Below are 17,545 nucleotides of genomic sequence, written 5' to 3'. Positions count from 1 at the left end.
GACGGCGAGCGCGTACGCTCGGGCGCCATGATCGAATCTCAGGCGCTGTCCGCCGAGCGGGTGTTGGAGATCGCCGCCGGGATGCTGGGCGAGGTGGGTGGGGAGTGGGTCATGGCGGACGGGCCCATGTTGCGGTCCGGGTCGCTGGGTGTGCGGGTGCTGCCGACGGACGTCGACGACTACCGGCACATCGACTTGGAGATCCTGCTCAACGCGGACCGGCCCGACGTCCCGGCCATCGCCGACTGCACGATGGGGATCGCGGCCGAGCCTGAGGCGGCCGCCCGCCAGGCGGTTCGGGCGTGGGTCGACACCTGTGCGGTCACCGCGCTGGAGATGGTGCAGCAGCGTGGTGAGCTCGCGAACCACTTCGCGTCCGGTGCGGACGGTGGGTTCGCCGGCTGGCACGCCATCGTCGGCGGTGCTACCGGGTGGTCGCTCGACGGGTCGACCGGCAAGCAGCAGTGGTTCGCCGACGCGATGCCGTGGTCCACGTTGGCACCGGTCATCAGCACCGGGCTCGATCGGCCCTATCTCAACGGTCTGCGCATGCTGGTCGGCCAGGGCGGTGACTTCGTCGAGTGCGAGGTGCGGATCAACGGCCGCCGCCACGAGCCGTCCACGGCCGCGCTCGCCGCCCTCGACTGGCCACGCACCGAGAAGTTCGGGCTCGCGCGGACCTTCGTGCTCCTGGTCGGTCCCGACGATCACTAAATGCTGTCGGCGAGGACCACGCGGTTGCCGAGTGGGGTCGTGAGGTCCACGTCGTACGGTTCCGGCGCGATGCCGATCGCCAGACACGCGCGGTCCTTGTCCTCCGGGCCCGGCGTCGACACCACCTCACCGATCGTGGTGAGAAGGACGGTGGTCGGTGTCTCGGTGACCTCGACCCGGTAGCGCATGACCGGTGAGCTCGGGCAGTTGTCCTGGCCCGGCACCGACCACCTGATCCGCCTGCCCTCCTGCGACAGCTGTGCGGGAGCGACGGTCGCGGCGTCGTTCGGCTCGCCGTACCGCCAGAATGCCTCTTTGCCCACCGCCGGCCAGGCGATGGTCCCCATGATGTCGGGGCCGCCGAACAGCCAGGCCGGCAGGCGGACCCGGCCGCGGTCGGTGTTGAACTCCGCGGCGCCAAGGGTGACGCTCGTGACGCGAAGCGGCGCCGGGGTCGCGCCGGAGACGTTGCCGGGCGAGCCCTGGGCGCGCAGCGACGCGAACGCGTCGTCCGGCGGCAGGGCCGGGAACGTGAAACGCCCCTCCGGCAGGTCGACGGCGACGGTCGCCGGGGCCTCGGGCAGCGGGGCGGTCAGCGAGATCGCGCCGCCCAGGAACGCCAGCTTGCCCTCACCACTGTGGAATCCGGTGAGGTCGACCATGCCGTCCGAAGCGACGATGATCGGGCGTGGCACCTGGTCGACGGGGAACGCGGCCCAGTCCGTGCTGACCGCGCCGGGAGCGGCCGGCGCAAAGGCCGAGCCGTCGCCGACGAGCGGGCTGGGCTGGGCGCAAGCGGTCAGCAGCGCGAGAGAGGCGAACACCGCGAGCACGCGTCGGGTCATACGACATGTGACGGCCCCGACAGCGAGTCGGTTCCGAGTGCTAGAGCGCCGCGAACGGCGCCGGCCGCGAAGCCGTCGAGCCCACGGGCAGCCGGACGCCGCGCTCGGCCGCGACATGGATGGTCTCCATGACATCGAGTACGTGGAACGCCAGCGCTCCGGACGCCCGGTGATCCCGACCCGACGAGATCGCCGCGACCATCTCCGCCACGCCGAGCCCGCGCGAGTCGGCCGACCACGGCGTGCGCAGCGGCTCCTCGCGCCAACCGGCGTCGTCCCGACCGCGCAGCAGAACAGGCCCGCCGAAGTGGTTCGGGTCGTCCAGCACGACCGTCCCGGTGCTGCCGTACAGCTCGATGCCGTGCGGGATCGTCGATGCCGGCACGTCGAAGCTGAACACCGCCGTCACCGTGGCGCCGCCGGCGAACTCCAGCACCGCGTTCACGTGCGTGGGCACCGATACCGGGATCTCGCGGCCCGCCGGTGTGCGCCGGGTCGGGAAACCGCTGCCGGCCACCGCGCTCACGGCCGCCACCGGGCCGAGCAGGTTGACCAGAGCGGTCAGGTAGTACGGCCCCATGTCGAACAGCGGGCCGCCGCCCGGCTGGTAGTAGAAGTCCGGCGCCGGATGCCAGCGCTCGTGGCCGGGGGAGAGCATGAACACCGCCCCGGACAGCGGTGTGCCGATCGCGCCCTCGTCCAGCAGGGCGCGGACGGTCTGGACACCGGCGCCGAGGAACGTGTCGGGCGCGCTGCCGACGCGTACACCTGCCTGCGCCGCTTCTTCAATCAAGAGGCGGCCGTCGGCGGCGGTCAGGGCCAGCGGCTTCTCGGCATAGACGTGCTTCCCGGCGCGGACGGCGGCCAGCCCGACCTCGACATGGGCGACCGGGATCGTGAGGTTGACCACAAGCTCGACGGTGTCGTCGGCCAGCAACTCCTCGACCGTCCCGGCGGCGGGAACGCCGTGCTCGGCCGCGACCGCCTTGGCCCGCTCGACATCGAGGTCCGCGCAGCGTACAACCTGCGTATTGGGAAGATTGTTCAGGTTCTTGAAGTAAATCCCACTGATCTTCCCGCACCCCACGACCCCGATCCGCATGGCCGGATGTTAACCCGCCGCGCGGCCTAGGCTTCTAGGCATGACTGACCATTTCGATCTCGTCGTTCTCGGCGCGGGCCCGGGCGGCTACACCGCCGCGGTCCGTGGCGCCCAACTCGGCCTGCGGACCGCGGTCGTCGAGGAGCGCTACTGGGGCGGCGTGTGTCTCAACGTGGGCTGCATCCCCTCGAAGGCCCTGCTGCGCAACGCGGAGCTCAACCACATCTTCAGCAAAGAGGCCAAGACCTTCGGCATCAACGTCACCGGCGAGGTGACCTTCGACTACGGCGCGGCCTACACCCGCAGCCGGAAGGTCGCCGACGGGCGGGTGCGCGGCGTGCACTACCTGATGAAGAAGAACAACATCACGGAGATCGACGGACGGGGTACGTTCGTCGACGCGCACACCCTGGCGGTGGGCGACCGGACCGTGACGTTCGACAACTGCATCATCGCGACCGGCGCCTCGACCCGGCTGATCCCGGGCACCTCGCTGTCGGACCGCGTCGTCACGTACGAGGAGCAGATTCTCAGCTCCTCGCTTCCGTCGTCGATCGTGATCGCCGGTGCGGGGGCGATCGGGGTCGAGTTCGCCTATGTGCTGCACAACTACGGCGTCAAGGTGACGATCGTCGAGTTCCTCGACCGGATGCTGCCGCTGGAGGACGAGGAGGTCTCGGCCGAGCTGCTCAAGCGCTACAAGCGGCTCGGGATCGAGGTGCTGGTCTCCACGCGCGTCGAGTCGGTGTCCGAGTCCGCGAGCGGGGTCCAGGTGACCGTGTCCAGCACCGAGGGGCAGACCCGGGTGCTCGAGGCCGACAAGCTGTTGCAGGCGATCGGCTTCCAACCCAATGTCACCGGGTACGGGCTGGAGAACACCGGTGTCGCGTTGACTGCTCGCGGCGCGATCGAGGTCGACGGGCGGGGGCGCACCAACGTGTCCGGCCTGTACGCGATCGGTGACGTGACCGCGAAGCTGATGCTCGCGCATGCCGCCGAGAGCATGGGGATCATCGCCGCCGAGACGATCACCGGTGCGGAGACCATGGAGCTCGACTTCGTGATGATCCCGCGGGCGACGTTCTGCCAGCCGCAGGTGGCGAGCTTCGGCTACACGGAGTCGCAGGCGCTTGAGCAGGGGTACGACGTGCGTGTCGCGAAGTTCCCCTTCACCGCCAACGGGAAGTCGAACGGGCTGGGTGACACGGTCGGGTTCGTCAAGATCTTGTCTGACGGTCGCTATGGGGAGCTGCTGGGTGCGCACCTGATCGGGCCCGAGGTGACCGAGCTGCTGCCGGAGCTGACGCTGGCGCAGCAGTGGGATCTGACGGTGCACGAAGTAGGGCGCAACGTGCATTCCCACCCGACGCTGAGCGAGGCGGTCAAGGAGGCGATCCACGGTCTCGCCGGGCACATGATCAATATGTGAGTGCGCGACTCGCCGGTGGTGGGTTGACGCAGAGTCGCCGGGCGACTCCAATGCGAGGAGCGTCAATGTCGTCGCTCTCCATTGGGGGTCCCGATGCGTCCACGCCGGCGGGTTGCTGTCGTCGCTGTTCTCGGGCTGTTGTCGTCGTTGGTGGCGGCGCCCGCCTTTGCCGACCACACGCCGTTGCCCTCCCAGGTGACGCTGGTCGGGTCGTTGCAGTCAGAGCTGGGGTGCCCCGGCGACTGGCAGCCTGAGTGCGGTGCCACCGCGCTCGCGCCCGTCGCCGGGTCGCCGGGGCTGTTCCGCGCCTCGTTCGCGGTGCCGGCGGGCGCGTGGGAATACAAGGTGGCGCTCAACGGGTCCTGGGACGAAAACTACGGCGCCGGTGGGGCGCCCGGTGGGGCCAATATTCCGCTGGCCGCGCCCGGTGGGGTGTTGACGTTCACCTATGACCACGCGACGCACCGGATCGTCGACGACGCACCCCGGGCGTTGGGTGCCGAGTCGGCGGCGCACTGGGTGTCGCGGGGGCTGATCGCGTGGCAGCCACCGGCTTCCGCCGTGCGGTTCGCGCTCTACACCGCGCCGTCGGGCGGGATGTCCGTGGTCGACGGCACGGTGGTCGGTGGTTCCGCTCATCCGTTGGGCGTACGCGGCGCGGGGTTGCCGTCTTCCGTGCTGTCGTCGTTCCCGCACCTGGCCGGGTTCCGGGCGCTGACGGTGCCGTCGTCGTTGCCGGTCGCGGAGGTGTTGACCGGGCAGGTGGCCGTTGCCGGGTTCGACGCGTCCGGTGCGCTGGTCGACGCGACCGGGGTGCAGATTCCGGGGGTGCTCGACGACCTCTATGCGGGGGCTTCCCGGCGCTCCCTCGGAGTTTCCTGGTCTGGTCGTGGTGTGCCGTCGTTCGCGTTGTGGGCGCCGACCGCGCAGTCGGTGTCGCTCGAGGTCGACGGGGTCGGGTCTGTTGCGATGCGGCGGGATCGTGACGGGGTGTGGACGGCCGCGGGGTCGGCTTCGTGGCGTGGGGCGTCCTATGTGTACTCGGTGCGGGTGTTCGCGCCGACCACCGGGCGGGTGGAGACCAACACGGTGACCGACCCGTACTCGGTGGCGTTGACGGCGGACTCTTCGCGGTCGGTTCTGGTGTCCTTGTCGGACCCGGCTCTGGCGCCGGCCGGGTGGTCCCGTCTGCGCAAGCCCGGCGCGCCCGCGTTCACGGCCGCGCACGTCTACGAGTTGCAGGTGCGGGACTTCTCCGTCGGCGACCCGACTGTGCCGGCCGCGCACCGGGGGACCTATGCGGCGTTCACCGACCGGTCGAGCGACGGCATGCGGCACCTGCGGTCGCTGGCCTCGGCCGGGGTGTCGCACCTGCACCTGCTGCCGGTGTTCGACTTCGCGACGGTGCCCGAGCGGCGGGCCGACCAGGCTGTGCCGGGCTGCGATCTGGCTTCGCTGCCGCCGGCCTCGGAGGAGCAGCAGGCGTGCGTCGAGCCGGTGCGGGCGACGGACGGGTTCAACTGGGGCTACGACCCGTGGCACTACACGACGCCGGAGGGCTCGTACGCGATCTCGCCGGACGGTGGGGCGCGGACCCGCGAGTTCCGGTCGATGGTGGCCGGGATCAACGACGCGGGGCTGCGGGTCGTGATGGACGTGGTCTACAACCACACGACGGCGTCCGGTCAGGCGCCGAAGTCGGTGCTGGACCGGATCGTGCCGGGCTACTACCACCGGTTGACGCTCACCGGGCAGGTCGAGACGTCGACGTGCTGCGCCAACACGGCGACCGAGCACCGGATGATGGAAAAGCTGATGGTCGACTCGGTGGTCACCTGGGCGCGGGACTACAAGGTCGACGGCTTCCGCTTCGACCTGATGGGCCACCACTCGAAGGCCAACATGCTGGCGGTGCGCAAGGCCCTGGACGCGCTCACGCCGGCCCGCGACGGCGTCGACGGCAAGTCGATCCTGTTGTACGGCGAGGGCTGGAACTTCGGCGAGGTGGCCAACGACGCCCGGTTCGTCCAGGCGACCCAGGCCAACATGGCCGGCACGGGCATCGCCACGTTCTCGGACCGCCTGCGCGACGCGGTGCGCGGCGGCGGCCCGTTCGACGCCAACCCGCACCTGCAGGGCTTCGGCTCGGGCCTGTTCACGGACCCGAACGGCGACCCGGTCAATGGCTCGCCGTCCGAGCAACAGGCACGGTTGTTGCTGCAACAGGACCAGATCAAGGTGGGCCTGGCCGGCAACCTCCGCGACTACCGCTTCCAGTCCCGCACGGGCGCGGTGGTCAGTGGTGCGGAGGTGGACTACAACGGCCAGCCGGCGGGCTATGCGGCGTCCCCCGCGGAGACGGTGACCTATGTGGACGCCCACGACAACGAGACGCTCTTCGACAACCTGCAGTACAAGCTGCCGCAGTCGCTGCCGATGACCGACCGGGTCCGGATGAACACGCTGTCACTGGCCACGACGGCACTGTCACAGGGAGTCGGCTTCTGGCACGCGGGCACGGACCTGCTGCGCTCGAAGTCGCTGGACCGCAACTCGTACGACTCGGGCGACTGGTTCAACCGCGTCGACTGGTCGGGCCAGTCGTCGACGTGGGGCTCGGGCCTGCCGCCCAGGGGAGACAACGAGTCGAAGTGGTCCTACATGCGGCCGTTGCTGGCCGATCCGGCGCTGAAGCCAGGCCCCGCCGACATGGCGTCGGCGGCAGCGGGCGCGGCGTCGTTCGTGCGGATCGCGGGCTCGTCGCCGCTGTTCGCGCTGCCGTCGGCGACGGAGATCCAGCGGCGGGTGGCGTTCCCGATCGGCGGCCCGTCCCAGACGCCGGGTGTCATCGTGATGACCCTGGACGACACGACGGGCAAGGACCTGGACCGGCGCTGGGAACGCATCGTGGTCGTCTTCAACGCGACCCCGACCGCGACCACGCAAACTCTCCCGGGCACGGCCGGCCGCACCTATTCGCTACACCCGATCCAGGCATCGGGCAGCGACGCGGTGGTGAAGACCGCCCGCCACACCGGAGGCGGCACCTTCACGGTCCCAGCCCGAACGGTGGCGGTCTTCGTGTCCTGAACGACTCCGACGCGTGACGACCCACCTGGATTCCGTGACGTGGGCCGTCTTGGAGGCAGACTGTGTCGGTCGCGGCGGCTGCCCGGAGAGTTATTGGACGGGTGGCAGGGGCTGCCGTCGTGGCCGCGGTCAGGCGACTTTGCTCGGTCTGGCCGTTGGTGGTAGCGGTAGCACCGTCTGTGGTGGTTGCCGTTGGCACTCGCGCCGCAGGCGGTCGCGGCGGCGCGGCTTCCTCCGCGCCTGCCTTGGCCGCGGGCCGCGGCGGTCGCGTGCGTGTCGTAGCCTCGCGGAGGTGACGGAAGACGAGTTCTTCTCGCTGATGTCGAGGTTGGCCGGCGCCTGGAGCGCGGGGCGGGCGGTCGAGGCCGCCGACTGCTTCGCCGACGACATCGTCTATGTCGAGCCGCCGGACCGGCAGCGTTACGTCGGGCGCGCGGAGATCTACGAACTGTCCGGTGGGGACGATCCGCCGCCGATGGCGATGACCTTGCACCACCTCGCCTTCAACGCGGAGCGGCAAGCCGGGTTCGTCGAGTACACCTTTCGGGGCCGGCGGCAGTATCACGGCATCGCCTACGTCGCGGTGCGGGACGGGCGTATCCGCCGGTGGCGGGAGTACCAGTACGCCGACGAGCTCGACTGGCCGACCTTCGCGGGGGAGCCGGAGGCCCACCCGCGCGGGTGACATATGCACCTCGCCCCGAGCTGTCGTGTCACGATGGGCTGTGCCCCTTTCGCCTGGATGTCCCCAGTGCGGCGGTACACAGCGGCTCCTGCTGGCTCCCGGGTTCTGGGAATGCACGACCTACGGACCCGGTTACGCCCCGGCCGCGACGATGACCGCCACCGTCGTGGTCTCGCCCGGACGGGTGTGCGGCCACCGCTATCAGGAAGCGACGGACGCGCTGCCCCCGCTCTCGTGCGGCTGCGGCCTGTTCGCGGTCGGCACGTGCCGCGACTGCGGCGAACCCAAGTGCGGCGTGCACGCCGTACTCGGCGACCGGATGTCCTGCACCCACTGCGTCGCCGCGCGCCGCAACGGCAGGCGTGAACAGGCGATCCAGTCCTACCGCGACATCGTCGCCCGCCTGGCGGCGACGAGGGACCTCATCGACCGCCGGATCCGCTGCGACCAGCTACTCGGCCACCTCGCGATGATCCGATCCCCGGCCACCGGCGGCGTCGCCGACTGGGTGCCGGAGATCCGCCAGGCAACCGAGCAGGTCCGGCCTAGCGAACCTTGGGACGGCGCCGCCGCGGCACGGTGGTTCCTGGCCCAGGCGGACGCCCGCGGCATCGACCCGAACGCCACCTGGTACCCGGTGGTCGAACGCCGCAGCCTGTTCAAGTCCCGGCACGAGGTGGGCCCGGGCCAACCGGCGTGGCTCTTCGACGGCTGCGCCGACCTGATCTTCACCGGCGTCCCACCCACCGAGCCGATCCCGATCCAGGACCCGGACGCGGACTGGCGCCCAGCGGCGAACCCCGACGGATCAGTCGGCCTCCCGGACGCCTGGCTGCTACAGGACGGCCAACTCCTGACCCGCGGCGGCTTCCACGTACACCACGGAGAAATCAACACTGCGGGCATCTCACCACCATGGCCGGCCGAAACCTGGATCCTCCAACAACCCACCGCGCTGCACGAACGCGCCCGCACGATGATGGGCCGCCTCCTCGGCATCAAAATGGAGTTCCCAGCCGTCCCGAAACCGTAACGACCGCATCCCTCGCACCACGGCGACAGCGAGACCTCGGTAACGTCCTCGACGCAACCAGCGTGTTCTCCACCGTCGGGGCAGGGCGTCGGGTGCGGCGCGGCCGTGCACGGCGCTGCGGCAGCTCTTGCCCTCCAGACGCGTCGGGTAGGCGACGACCGGCCAACGGCAGGTCGCGGCGCGCGACGCCGAACTCGACTCCCTTGTTGACCAGGTGCAAGGTCAACGGCGGGCGCCGCTGGCCGACCCGCCATGTCGACCACTCGCCGGACGCATCTCTGGTGATCAGCCGCACGCGACGCATGGTGCGCGGTTGATCAGCCCACGTCGACCGGGCCGTAGCGGGTGCGGGGCGCGCCGCTCGCCAGCGCCCAGTAGCGGTCCCCGAACGACCAGTGCCACCACTCCGTCGGATAGTTCACGAACCCCGCCGACCGCAGCGCCGAGCCCAGGACGAAGCGATTGCGGCGCGCGGCCACCGGGATGTGAGCCGCCGCCGTGAAGCAGGCGTTGCCGCTGGCCACCGGGCTGTCGTTGACCGCCGTGCCCATGTCCAGCTCCAGGCCGTCCGAGCCCGCCAGCGTCAGGTCGACCGTGCCACCGGTGCTGTGCGGCGCGACCTCGGGCGGCGACACGTACTTGCTGGCCTCGAGATAAACCCGCGACTCGTCCCACGCCGGATACAAGGACCGCAGTTCGGCGCGGTAGTCGTCGAAGTAGGTGCGCTGCAGCCGCAACGGCCGGTACGCCTCCACCACCAGCAGCCGCAACCCCGACGGGAGCGACCGCTGCGCGGCCAGCAGCCGGTCGAGAGCGCCCTCACGAATGCGGGCGAAGGCGCCGCGAGAGTCGGCCAACCGGGCGTCCACCGACAGCTCCGGCACGGTCCGCAGGTCGACCAGAGGCTCGCCGTTGTCGCCGAGCGGCACAGCCGCCACACGCGGATCGGAGATCAGGATCACGGAGTCGCTCCATCGGTCGAGGCCGCGACCCGGGGAGTCGGGTCACCGACGACGATCCCAACCCCATGTCCGCGCGATGTCACGAGCCCGTAATGACACCCACACGCGCGTACCGTTCAAACCATGGACGCCGACCTCGACGGGCTTCGGGTGGTGCTGCGCCCCGGCGCGCTGCGCGCCGTGCCCGACGAGGCCGACCGGCTCGGCGCCCACCGGATCCTGCTGGTGGCCGGCGGATCGGCGGCGGCCCACGGCGACACCGTCGCCGGCCTCCTCGGCGACCGGCTCGCCGGCCGCCTGACCGAGGTCGCCCAGCACGTGCCGGTGGATCTCGCGGACCGTGCGGTGCGCCTGGCCCGCGAGGTCCGCGCCGACCTCGTGGTCACGATCGGCGGCGGCTCCGCGACCGGGCTCGGCAAGGCGGTCGCCCGGGAGACCGGGCTGCGCGTCCTGGCCGTCCCGACGACCTTCTCGGGCAGCGAGGCCACCCCGGTCTGGGGCCTGACCCAGGGCGGACGCAAGACCACGGGCCGTGATCCACGGGTACGCCCGGTCACGGTCGTCTACGACCCCGACCTGTTCCGCACGCTCCCGCGCGAGCTGGCGGTGACCTCGGCCCTCAACGCCCTCGCCCACTGTGTCGAGGGTCTCTACGCACCGGACGCCACCGAGCGGACCAACCGCTGGGCCACCGACGGGATCAGCCTGCTGACCGGCGGCCTGTCCCGCCCGGGCGCCCGGCTGCTGGACCTGCTCGTCGGCGGCCTCGATGCGGGCCTGGTGCTCGGCGCCACCACGATGGGCGTCCACCACAAGCTCGCGCACGTACTCGGCGGCACCTATCGCCTGCCCCACGCCGACACCCACGCCGTCCTGCTCCCGCACGTGATCGCCGCCAACGCACCGGCGGCACCCGACGCGATGGCCCGGGCCGGGCAGGCGATGGGCCGCCGTGACGTGGCCGCGGCGATCTGGGACCTGGCGCACGACAACGGCGCACCGACCTCGCTGGCCGCGCTGGGCTGGCCGGCCGGCGCGGCCGACGACGTGATCGACGCGGTCCTGGCCGCGCCGCCACCCAACCCGCGCCCGCTCGACCGCGACTGGCTGCGCGCCCTCCTCCTCGCCGCACACCGAGGCGACACACCGGCGTAGACACATTGAGCCCGGACGCCGGATGACCGACGCCCGAGCACCCCCGTTTCTCTCCCACGAGGGTCGTCGCCGACAGTGACGAGGTCAACGCGGGTTGCGGGATCCCGCAGCCGTAGGATCCCGGGGTGATTTCCCGCGCGCACGTCGCCGAGGTGGTCGCGAGTTACCTGGCGCGCCACCCGGCCGAGACCGACCGCCTGCTCCCGCTCGAGGCGGCGCTGGCCGCCGGAGGCGACATCGTCTCGCGAAACACCTTCGTGCCCGGCCACGTGACCGCGTCGGCGGTGGTGCTCGACCCGGCCGGCCGGATGCTCCACATCAGACACAACGTCTTCCGGAAGTGGCTCCAACCCGGCGGCCATCTCGAACCCGGCGACTCCACATTGCTCGGCGCCGCAGTCCGCGAGGTCGAGGAGGAGACCGGCATCCCGGCCGCCATCCTCAGCCTGGTCGACGACGTGCCGTGCGACATCGGCGTGCACGCGATCGCTCCCAACCCGGCCAAGGCCGAGGACGCGCATCACCACTTCGACGTCCGCTACCGCTTCACCACGGTCACGGACCCGCTCACCCGGGTCCAGGCCGACGAGGTGCACGGCATCGCCTGGCTCCCACCAGACGAGGTCGACCTGGAGTTCCGCGACAAGGTGCGCGTCTGGGCGGCCAGACCGTGACCGTCGACTGGGGACGGTTGATCGTCGGGCAGCTCGCGTTCTACTGGGACACGCACCTGCGCCCACGGCTCGACGGCCTGACCGACGACGAGTACGCGTGGGAGCTGGTGCCCGGCTGCTGGACCGTCCGCCGCGGCGCGGACGGCCTCCACCGCGCCGACGGCCCCTGGCCCGAAGAGGGCACTCCGCCCCCGGTGACCACGATCGCGTGGCGCATGGCGCACATCGCGGTCAACTTCCACACGCGGTGGAGCACGTTCTTCGCGGACACCGGCACCGGCGACATGTTCGACCCCCGGCACATCCCCGCCGACCTGCCCGGCACGGCCGCCGACGCGCTCGCGTTCCTCGACCGCGCCTACCAGCGCTGGCACACCGCGATCTCCGGGCTCGACGCCGAGGCGCTGAGCCGCCCACTCGGGCCCCGCGGCGCCTACTTCGCGAAGGACCCGATGGCCGCGCTGATCGTCCACGTCAACCGCGAAACCATGCACCACGGCGGCGAGATCGGCGTCCTCCGCGACCTCTACCGCGCCGGCCTCCGCACGTCTTAGAGAATCACAAACCGGTTCCCTGCTCGGGTCCGCGGTGGTCCGGACCGCTCCTCCCGCGAGGGACCGCTCCGCTTGCCAGGTCCGCGGGACACGACCCAAGCCGTGCTTCGTATCCAGGGCCGGGCTGCGACCGGCCTCCGTCTCGCCTCGACACTGGATACGAAGCACGGCCTAAGCCGCCGTCGGGCGTAGGCGTGGTGGGTAGCCGAAGCGGTCCACCTGGTCCGCGCCCGTGAACAACACGATGCCGGCCAGGCCCGTCGGGGTCGGGGAGAGCAGGACCACGCCGAACGCCGCGCTGTGGCGGTAGACCACCACCGCCGGCTGGTCGTTGGCGGTGAGCGGGAACATCGCCCACTCGCCCGGCGTGCCCAGCACCGACGCCAGATAGGGCACGCAGGTCGCCTTGCCGGCGAACCAGGTGCGGGACGGCACGACCTCCAGCGTCGCGTCCTTGCGCAGCGCCTCCTCCAGCGCCGTCAGGTCGCTGTTGACGAACGCCGACATGTAGGCGTCGAGCTGCGCCCGCGCCTCCGGCGAGTCCGGATCGGACAGTGGCTCGCCGCGGGCCGCGTCCAGCCGGGCCCTGGCCCGCTGGAGGCTGCTCTTCACCGCCGGCACGGAAATGTCCAACATGGACGCCACCTCGGCGGCCGGGAACTCCAGCACCTCCCGCATCAGCAGCACCGCCCGCTGCCGCGGCGGCAGCAGTTGCAGGCTCGCGACCAGGGCCAGCCGCAGCGTCTCCCGCCGGACCACCGTGTCGGCCGGGTCGTCGGGCAGCGGCTGGAGCCACGGCACGTCGAGGTCGACCGTGCCGGGCGTGGCCGGATCGTCGGCCGGCGCGCCGAGACCCGCGGGCAGCGGGCGGCGGGCCCGCTGCCCGAGCGCGGTCAGGCAGGCGTTGGTGGCGATCCGGTAGAGCCACACCCGCACGGACGCGCGCCCCTCGTAGGCGGAAAAGCCCCGCCAGGCCCGCAGGTAGGTCTCCTGGACCACGTCCTGCGCCTCCTCGGCCGAGCCGAGCATCCGGTAGCAGTGCGCGGTCAGCTCGCGGCGGAACGGCTCGGCCGCCGCCGCGAACTCTCCCGCGTCCATCCTCACAGCTCCAGTTTCGGTCGTACCCAGTCGGCGAACCGCCCGATCGCGTCATCCGCCTCCGGCGCGCGCCCGGCGGCCATCTGGAACGTGTGCTGCTGCTCCTCGAACACGTCCCGCCGCACCTCGACACCGAAGTCCCGGGCCCGCTTCTCCAGCATCCGGCTCTCGTCGAGCAGCGTCTCGTCGCCACCCACCTGGATGAACATCGGCGGCAGGCCGGTGAGATCCGCGAATAAGGGACTGACCAATGGATCGCGCGAATCATGCCCCGCGAGATACATCGCCGCCAGGCCGGTCACCACGTCGCGGTAGAAGAACCCGTCCCGGTCGGCGTTGGTGTCGAAACTGTCCCCGCTCACCGTCATGTCCACCCACGGCGAGATCAACAGCAGCGCGACCGGCGCGGGCAGACTCCGTCCGCGAGCGGCCACCGTCGTCGTGACCGCGAGACCGCCGCCGGCCGAGTCGCCGACCAGCACGATCCGGTCGAAACCGTCGGAGACCAGCCGGGCGTACGCGGCGAGCGCGTCCTCCTGCTGCGCCGGGTACGGGTGTTCCGGGGTGTACCGCTGGTGCGCGATCAACGCCGGCACCCCGACCGCCTTGGCGAGGTGCGCGTACAGCTTGCGATGGGTGAACACCGACCCGCTGACGAACCCGCCGCCGTGCAGGCAGAGCAGCGCGACCCGCCCGCCGGCGGCCGCGCCCTTCGGCGCCAGCCAGAGCCCGTCGGGCACCTCGATGTAGTCGACACCGCGCGGCTCGGCGGTCAGGTCACCCCAGTGGTCATTGGTCTCCCGCGGCTCCGGCTCCGCCGGCGGGTTGCGGCGTTCGTGCGTCCACGTCCGGTACATACGCTCCACGGCGCGCGACTGCGTGCTGGCCATCATGGGCCTCCTTCTCTCGGTTCCTACCGGTGTTGACCGCACCGGTGTCGAGAAGGAATCGGCTGGGCGGCACGAGAAGCACGGTCGTGATCGTCGTCACGCCGGCCAGCGCCACCGCCCAGCGCGGCGCGGTCAGCGAGGCGAGGGCGCCGAACACCGCCGGGCCGACGCCCTGCAGCGTCATCAGGCCGGTGGAGAGCAGCCCGAACGCCTGGCCGCGGGCCAGTTCGGGCACCGCGTCAACGAACGCCCGCTGCAGGCCCAGCGAGTACGCGAACCCGACGCCGCTGGCCACCATCAGCACCGCGCACACCGCCAGCGGCGGGTCGAACGCGAAGCCGACCGGTGGCAGCCCGAGCAGCAGCACCAAAGGCGCGACCAGCCGGGTCCGGGTGTCGGGTGGCACGAGCCGGCCGATCACGAGCTGCCCCAGCAGCATGCCGAGCGGCGACCCGGCCATCAGCAGCCCGATCGCGGCGGTCGGAAAACCGCGGGCCGACGCGTACGCGACCATCAGCGCCTCTGCACCGACCACGAACGCCGACGGCAGCCACTGCAGCAGCAGCAACCGCCGCACCCACGGGTCCGCGAGCAGGGTCTGATTGGTCGACCAGCTCTGCCGCACGGCGCCGCCGCTGCCGGCGCCCGGCACGGCCGGCAGGTCGGCGAGCCCGAACCGCACGATCAGCGCGGCCAGCAGGTGGCAGGCCGCGGTGAGCAGCAGCGCCCGCTGGGCACCGAGCACGCCGATCGCCACACCGCCGGCGGCGAGCCCGAGCAGCTGCGCACCACCCGACGCCATGCTGGTCACCGAGCGGCCCAGCACGTACGCGTCGCCCGTCAGCACGTCGGCGACCAGGCGGCCGGACGCGCCGTTGAACACGGGCGTGAAGATCGCGATGACGGCCACCAGCACGAGCCGCGCCCAGGTCGGCAGCGGCAGCAGCGCGAGGGCCAGCGCCGCCAGGCACTCGGCGGCGTAGCCGGCCGCGATCAGTGGGCGCGGCCGCAACCGGTCGGCCAGCGAGCCGAACAGCGCGCCGCCGAGCACCTGCGGCAGGAAGCCGATGCCGAACGTGACCGCCGACAGCCACGCCGAGCCGGTGGCCGTGTAGACGAGCACCGAGAGCGCCGCGATCCGCAGCGCGTCGGCGGCGATCGCGATCGACCGGCTGGCGAACAGGACGCGGAACGCCGGCACCGCGAACACCTCGCGGTAGGTGGCCTGCTGTGTGTCACTCACGGCCGTATGCTGCGCCGCCCGCCGGCCGGCTGGCCAACGTTACGGACACCGCCGTAACGTCGAGGGATGCTCCGCTACCTCGTCGAGCCATCGGACCTGCTGCACAGCCGGTTCGCGCTGTCGCCGAGCTTCGAGCTGGAGAACCTGCTCCGCTGGTTCGACGGCACGGACCGGCACGGCCCCCGCACGCCCGGCCCCTCCGCCCGGCTGCGCCCCGCGTTCGAGCACCTGCGCCGCACCGACCCGGCCATGCGGGCCTTGCTCGCCCTGCACCACCCCCACGGCGGCGCCGACTTCGTCGCGCCACCGCCGACCCGGGCGGGGCTGCAGACCATCGACGACGACCTCGAGGTGGTGCGGTCGGTGCCCTTGCACGTGGCCCGCAGCGAGATCGCCGCGTGCCTGGCCGCCCGGCCGGCGAAGGACCCGGACGCCCGGGAGATCCTCGCCTCCCCGGACGTCACGACCCTGCTCGCCGACGGCCTGCGCCGCGCCTGGGACGCCCTGCTCGCCGCCGACTGGCTCCAACTGCGGGCGATCTGCGAACGCGACATCGTCTACCGCTCGGGCCTGCTGGCCCGGCACGGCTGGGCGGCGGCGCTCGACGGGCTGCATCCCCGGGTGCGCTGGCGCGCCGGCGGCATCGAGGTGACCCGGATCGCCGACCGCGAGGTCGTGGTCGGCGGCCGGGGCATGACGTTCATCCCCTCGGTGTTCATCTGGCCCAGCATCGCCGCGCACTCCGACGACCCGTGGGAGCGCGCGATCATCTACCCGGCGCGCGGCGTCGGCGACTGGTGGGGCGCGCCGGCCGCGCCGCCGTCGGCCGCGCTCGCGGAGCTGATCGGCCGCACGCGGGCCCGGATCCTGGTCGCGCTGCGCGAGCCGGCCAGCACGACGCAACTCGCCCACGCGCTGGCGCTCCCGGTCGGTTCGGCCGGCGATCACCTGCGCGCGCTGCGCCGCGCGGGCCTGCTCGACGCGGCCCGCACCGGCCGCTCGGTCCTCTACCACCGCACCCCGCTGGGCGACCTCCTCACGGGCGCGAGTCAAGGAACGGTCCGTTCTTAACGCTTTCCGTAGAGGAACGGCCCGTTGTCAACGCCCAGCTATACGGCTGAGGCCACCAGTTCGCGCGCGCGGTCGGGTGTCGGCAGGCCCTCGGTGTCGCCCGGGGCGGCCACGACGCCGGCGGCGAACTGGCTGCCCAGCCAGGCCGCGCCGCGGGTGTCGATGCCGGCCAGCCGGGCTGCCAGGTAGGCGCCCGCGAACGCGTCACCCGCCCCGACCGGGTCGACCACCTCGACCGCCGCGGTGGGCAGATGCACCGGGCCGTCGGGCGTGGCGTAGTAGCAGCCGTCGGCGCCCGCCTTCAGCACCACCTCGCCGACGCCGGCCGCGCGGGCCCGCGCGAACACCTCAGCCGGCTCGTCGGTGCCGAACAGCGTCGGCGCCTCGTCCTGACCCAGGACCAGATATCGCGTGTACGGCAGCAGCCCCACCAGCGTCTCGCCGACCGGCCGCAGCCCGGGGCGCAGGTTGGGGTCGAGCGCCACCGCGATGCCGCGCGCGTGCGCCTCCCGCGCCAACCGCACCACCGCGCGTTCCGGACCGGGACCCAGCGCCGCGGTCAGCCCTGAGACGGCGACCAGCTTCGGCGCCGACGCCAGCGCGCGCGAGGCGTCGGCTTCGTCCATCGTGGACGCCGCCGAGCCGGCCCGGTAGTAGTGCACCCGGCGGGCACCGTCGGGCCGCACGTCCTTGAAGAACACACCCGTCGGGTACGCGTCGTCGGTGACCACGAGATCGGTGCCGACGCCGAGTGCGGCCGCGGCGGCCAGAACGCGGCGGCCGAACGGGTCCGCGCCCACCCTGCTGCAGAACGCCGCCACCGCACCGGCCCGCGCCGCGGCGACCAACAGGTTGAGCTCAGCTCCCGCGACGTGCACGGATGCCGTCGGGCAGGTGTCGAGGAGCGTGCCGCCGAGCGGCTGGAACAGCACCATCGCCTCGCCCAGTCCCACGATGTCGACAGCGGCGGGGGCGAGGTTGACCGGGTGGGGCATGCGGG

The 17,545-nt window shown here is 72.0% G+C and carries 16 protein-coding genes; 9 read left to right on the top strand and 7 right to left on the bottom strand.

Going from position 1 to position 17,545, the window contains the following annotated elements; all coding sequences use genetic code 11:
• Positions 1-27 precede the first annotated feature (27 nt).
• A complete protein-coding gene (locus Air01nite_RS20385; protein ID WP_203704302.1) occupies positions 28-714 on the top strand; it encodes a DUF6348 family protein in 687 nt (228 codons plus the stop codon).
• Here Air01nite_RS20385 and Air01nite_RS20380 read toward each other — a convergent pair.
• Together Air01nite_RS20380 and Air01nite_RS20375 are read right to left on the bottom strand one after the other, a co-directional pair.
• A complete protein-coding gene (locus Air01nite_RS20380; RefSeq protein WP_203704300.1) occupies positions 711-1,559 on the bottom strand; it encodes a hypothetical protein in 849 nt (282 codons plus the stop codon). The genes Air01nite_RS20385 and Air01nite_RS20380 overlap by 4 nt on opposite strands.
• Positions 1,560-1,599: 40 nt before the next feature.
• Complete coding sequence (locus tag Air01nite_RS20375) at positions 1,600-2,661, bottom strand: Gfo/Idh/MocA family protein (protein WP_203704299.1); 1,062 nt, start codon at positions 2,659-2,661, stop codon at positions 1,600-1,602.
• Between the two features lie 40 nt (positions 2,662-2,701).
• Here Air01nite_RS20375 and lpdA point away from each other — a divergent pair, with 40 nt between their 5' ends.
• The 4 genes from lpdA (at position 2,702) to Air01nite_RS20355 (ending at position 8,898) form a co-directional block, all read left to right on the top strand.
• Positions 2,702-4,090 carry a dihydrolipoyl dehydrogenase gene (lpdA, locus tag Air01nite_RS20370; protein WP_203704298.1) on the top strand — a complete coding sequence of 463 codons (1,389 nt, stop codon included), beginning with the start codon at positions 2,702-2,704 and terminating at the stop codon, positions 4,088-4,090.
• A 138-nt stretch (positions 4,091-4,228) separates the two neighbouring features.
• Positions 4,229-7,180, top strand: coding sequence for a pullulanase-type alpha-1,6-glucosidase (gene pulA / locus Air01nite_RS20365; RefSeq protein WP_239090832.1), 2,952 nt, complete (start codon positions 4,229-4,231; stop codon positions 7,178-7,180).
• A 292-nt stretch (positions 7,181-7,472) separates the two neighbouring features.
• Positions 7,473-7,865, top strand: coding sequence for a nuclear transport factor 2 family protein (locus Air01nite_RS20360; protein ID WP_203704295.1), 393 nt, complete (start codon positions 7,473-7,475; stop codon positions 7,863-7,865).
• A gap of 151 nt (positions 7,866-8,016) precedes the next feature.
• Entirely contained in the window at positions 8,017-8,898 is an 882-nt protein-coding gene (locus tag Air01nite_RS20355; protein ID WP_203704294.1) for a hypothetical protein, read from the top strand.
• Between the two features lie 317 nt (positions 8,899-9,215).
• On the opposite strand, the gene Air01nite_RS20350 is transcribed toward Air01nite_RS20355, so the two are convergent.
• The gene (locus Air01nite_RS20350; protein ID WP_203704293.1) at positions 9,216-9,860 is read right to left on the bottom strand and encodes a M15 family metallopeptidase; all 645 of its coding nucleotides are present in this window, start codon (positions 9,858-9,860) and stop codon (positions 9,216-9,218) included.
• Positions 9,861-9,983: 123 nt separating this feature from the next.
• On the opposite strand from Air01nite_RS20350, the gene Air01nite_RS20345 reads away from it, so the two are divergent.
• The 3 genes from Air01nite_RS20345 to Air01nite_RS20335 all read left to right on the top strand — a co-directional run bounded on the left by Air01nite_RS20345 (position 9,984) and on the right by Air01nite_RS20335 (position 12,243).
• Complete coding sequence (locus Air01nite_RS20345) at positions 9,984-11,015, top strand: maleylacetate reductase (protein ID WP_203704291.1); 1,032 nt, start codon at positions 9,984-9,986, stop codon at positions 11,013-11,015.
• Positions 11,016-11,140: 125 nt separating this feature from the next.
• Complete coding sequence (locus Air01nite_RS20340; RefSeq protein ID WP_203704290.1) at positions 11,141-11,689, top strand: NUDIX hydrolase; 549 nt, start codon at positions 11,141-11,143, stop codon at positions 11,687-11,689.
• Complete coding sequence (locus Air01nite_RS20335; protein WP_203704289.1) at positions 11,686-12,243, top strand: DinB family protein; 558 nt, start codon at positions 11,686-11,688, stop codon at positions 12,241-12,243. Before Air01nite_RS20340 ends, Air01nite_RS20335 begins: the two co-directional genes overlap by 4 nt.
• 171 nt (positions 12,244-12,414) lie before the next feature.
• On the opposite strand, the gene Air01nite_RS20330 is transcribed toward Air01nite_RS20335, so the two are convergent.
• Genes Air01nite_RS20330 through Air01nite_RS20320 form a run of 3 tightly spaced genes read right to left on the bottom strand, consistent with a single transcriptional unit; the run spans position 12,415 to position 15,474 of the window.
• Positions 12,415-13,341 (bottom strand): RNA polymerase subunit sigma-70, encoded by a 927-nt coding sequence (locus Air01nite_RS20330; RefSeq protein WP_203704287.1) that lies wholly within the window; start codon positions 13,339-13,341, stop codon positions 12,415-12,417.
• 2 nt (positions 13,342-13,343) lie between these two features.
• Positions 13,344-14,198, bottom strand: coding sequence for an alpha/beta hydrolase (locus Air01nite_RS20325; protein WP_203704286.1), 855 nt, complete (start codon positions 14,196-14,198; stop codon positions 13,344-13,346).
• The gene (locus Air01nite_RS20320; protein ID WP_203704285.1) at positions 14,131-15,474 is read right to left on the bottom strand and encodes an MFS transporter; all 1,344 of its coding nucleotides are present in this window, start codon (positions 15,472-15,474) and stop codon (positions 14,131-14,133) included. Before Air01nite_RS20320 ends, Air01nite_RS20325 begins: the two co-directional genes overlap by 68 nt.
• Positions 15,475-15,540: 66 nt before the next feature.
• On the opposite strand from Air01nite_RS20320, the gene Air01nite_RS20315 reads away from it, so the two are divergent.
• Entirely contained in the window at positions 15,541-16,545 is a 1,005-nt protein-coding gene (locus Air01nite_RS20315; protein WP_203704283.1) for a DUF5937 family protein, read from the top strand.
• 38 nt (positions 16,546-16,583) lie between these two features.
• On the opposite strand, the gene Air01nite_RS20310 is transcribed toward Air01nite_RS20315, so the two are convergent.
• On the bottom strand, positions 16,584-17,540 hold the full coding sequence (locus Air01nite_RS20310; protein WP_203704282.1) for a sugar kinase: 957 nt from the start codon (positions 17,538-17,540) through the stop codon (positions 16,584-16,586).
• Between the last annotated feature and the right edge of the window lie 5 nt (positions 17,541-17,545).

It is taken from the genome of Asanoa iriomotensis, assembly GCF_016862515.1.
GTDB lineage: Bacteria > Actinomycetota > Actinomycetes > Mycobacteriales > Micromonosporaceae > Asanoa > Asanoa iriomotensis.
The sequence above is the reverse complement of the archived record's forward strand: the minus strand, read 5'-3'. Positions and strand labels throughout refer to the sequence as shown.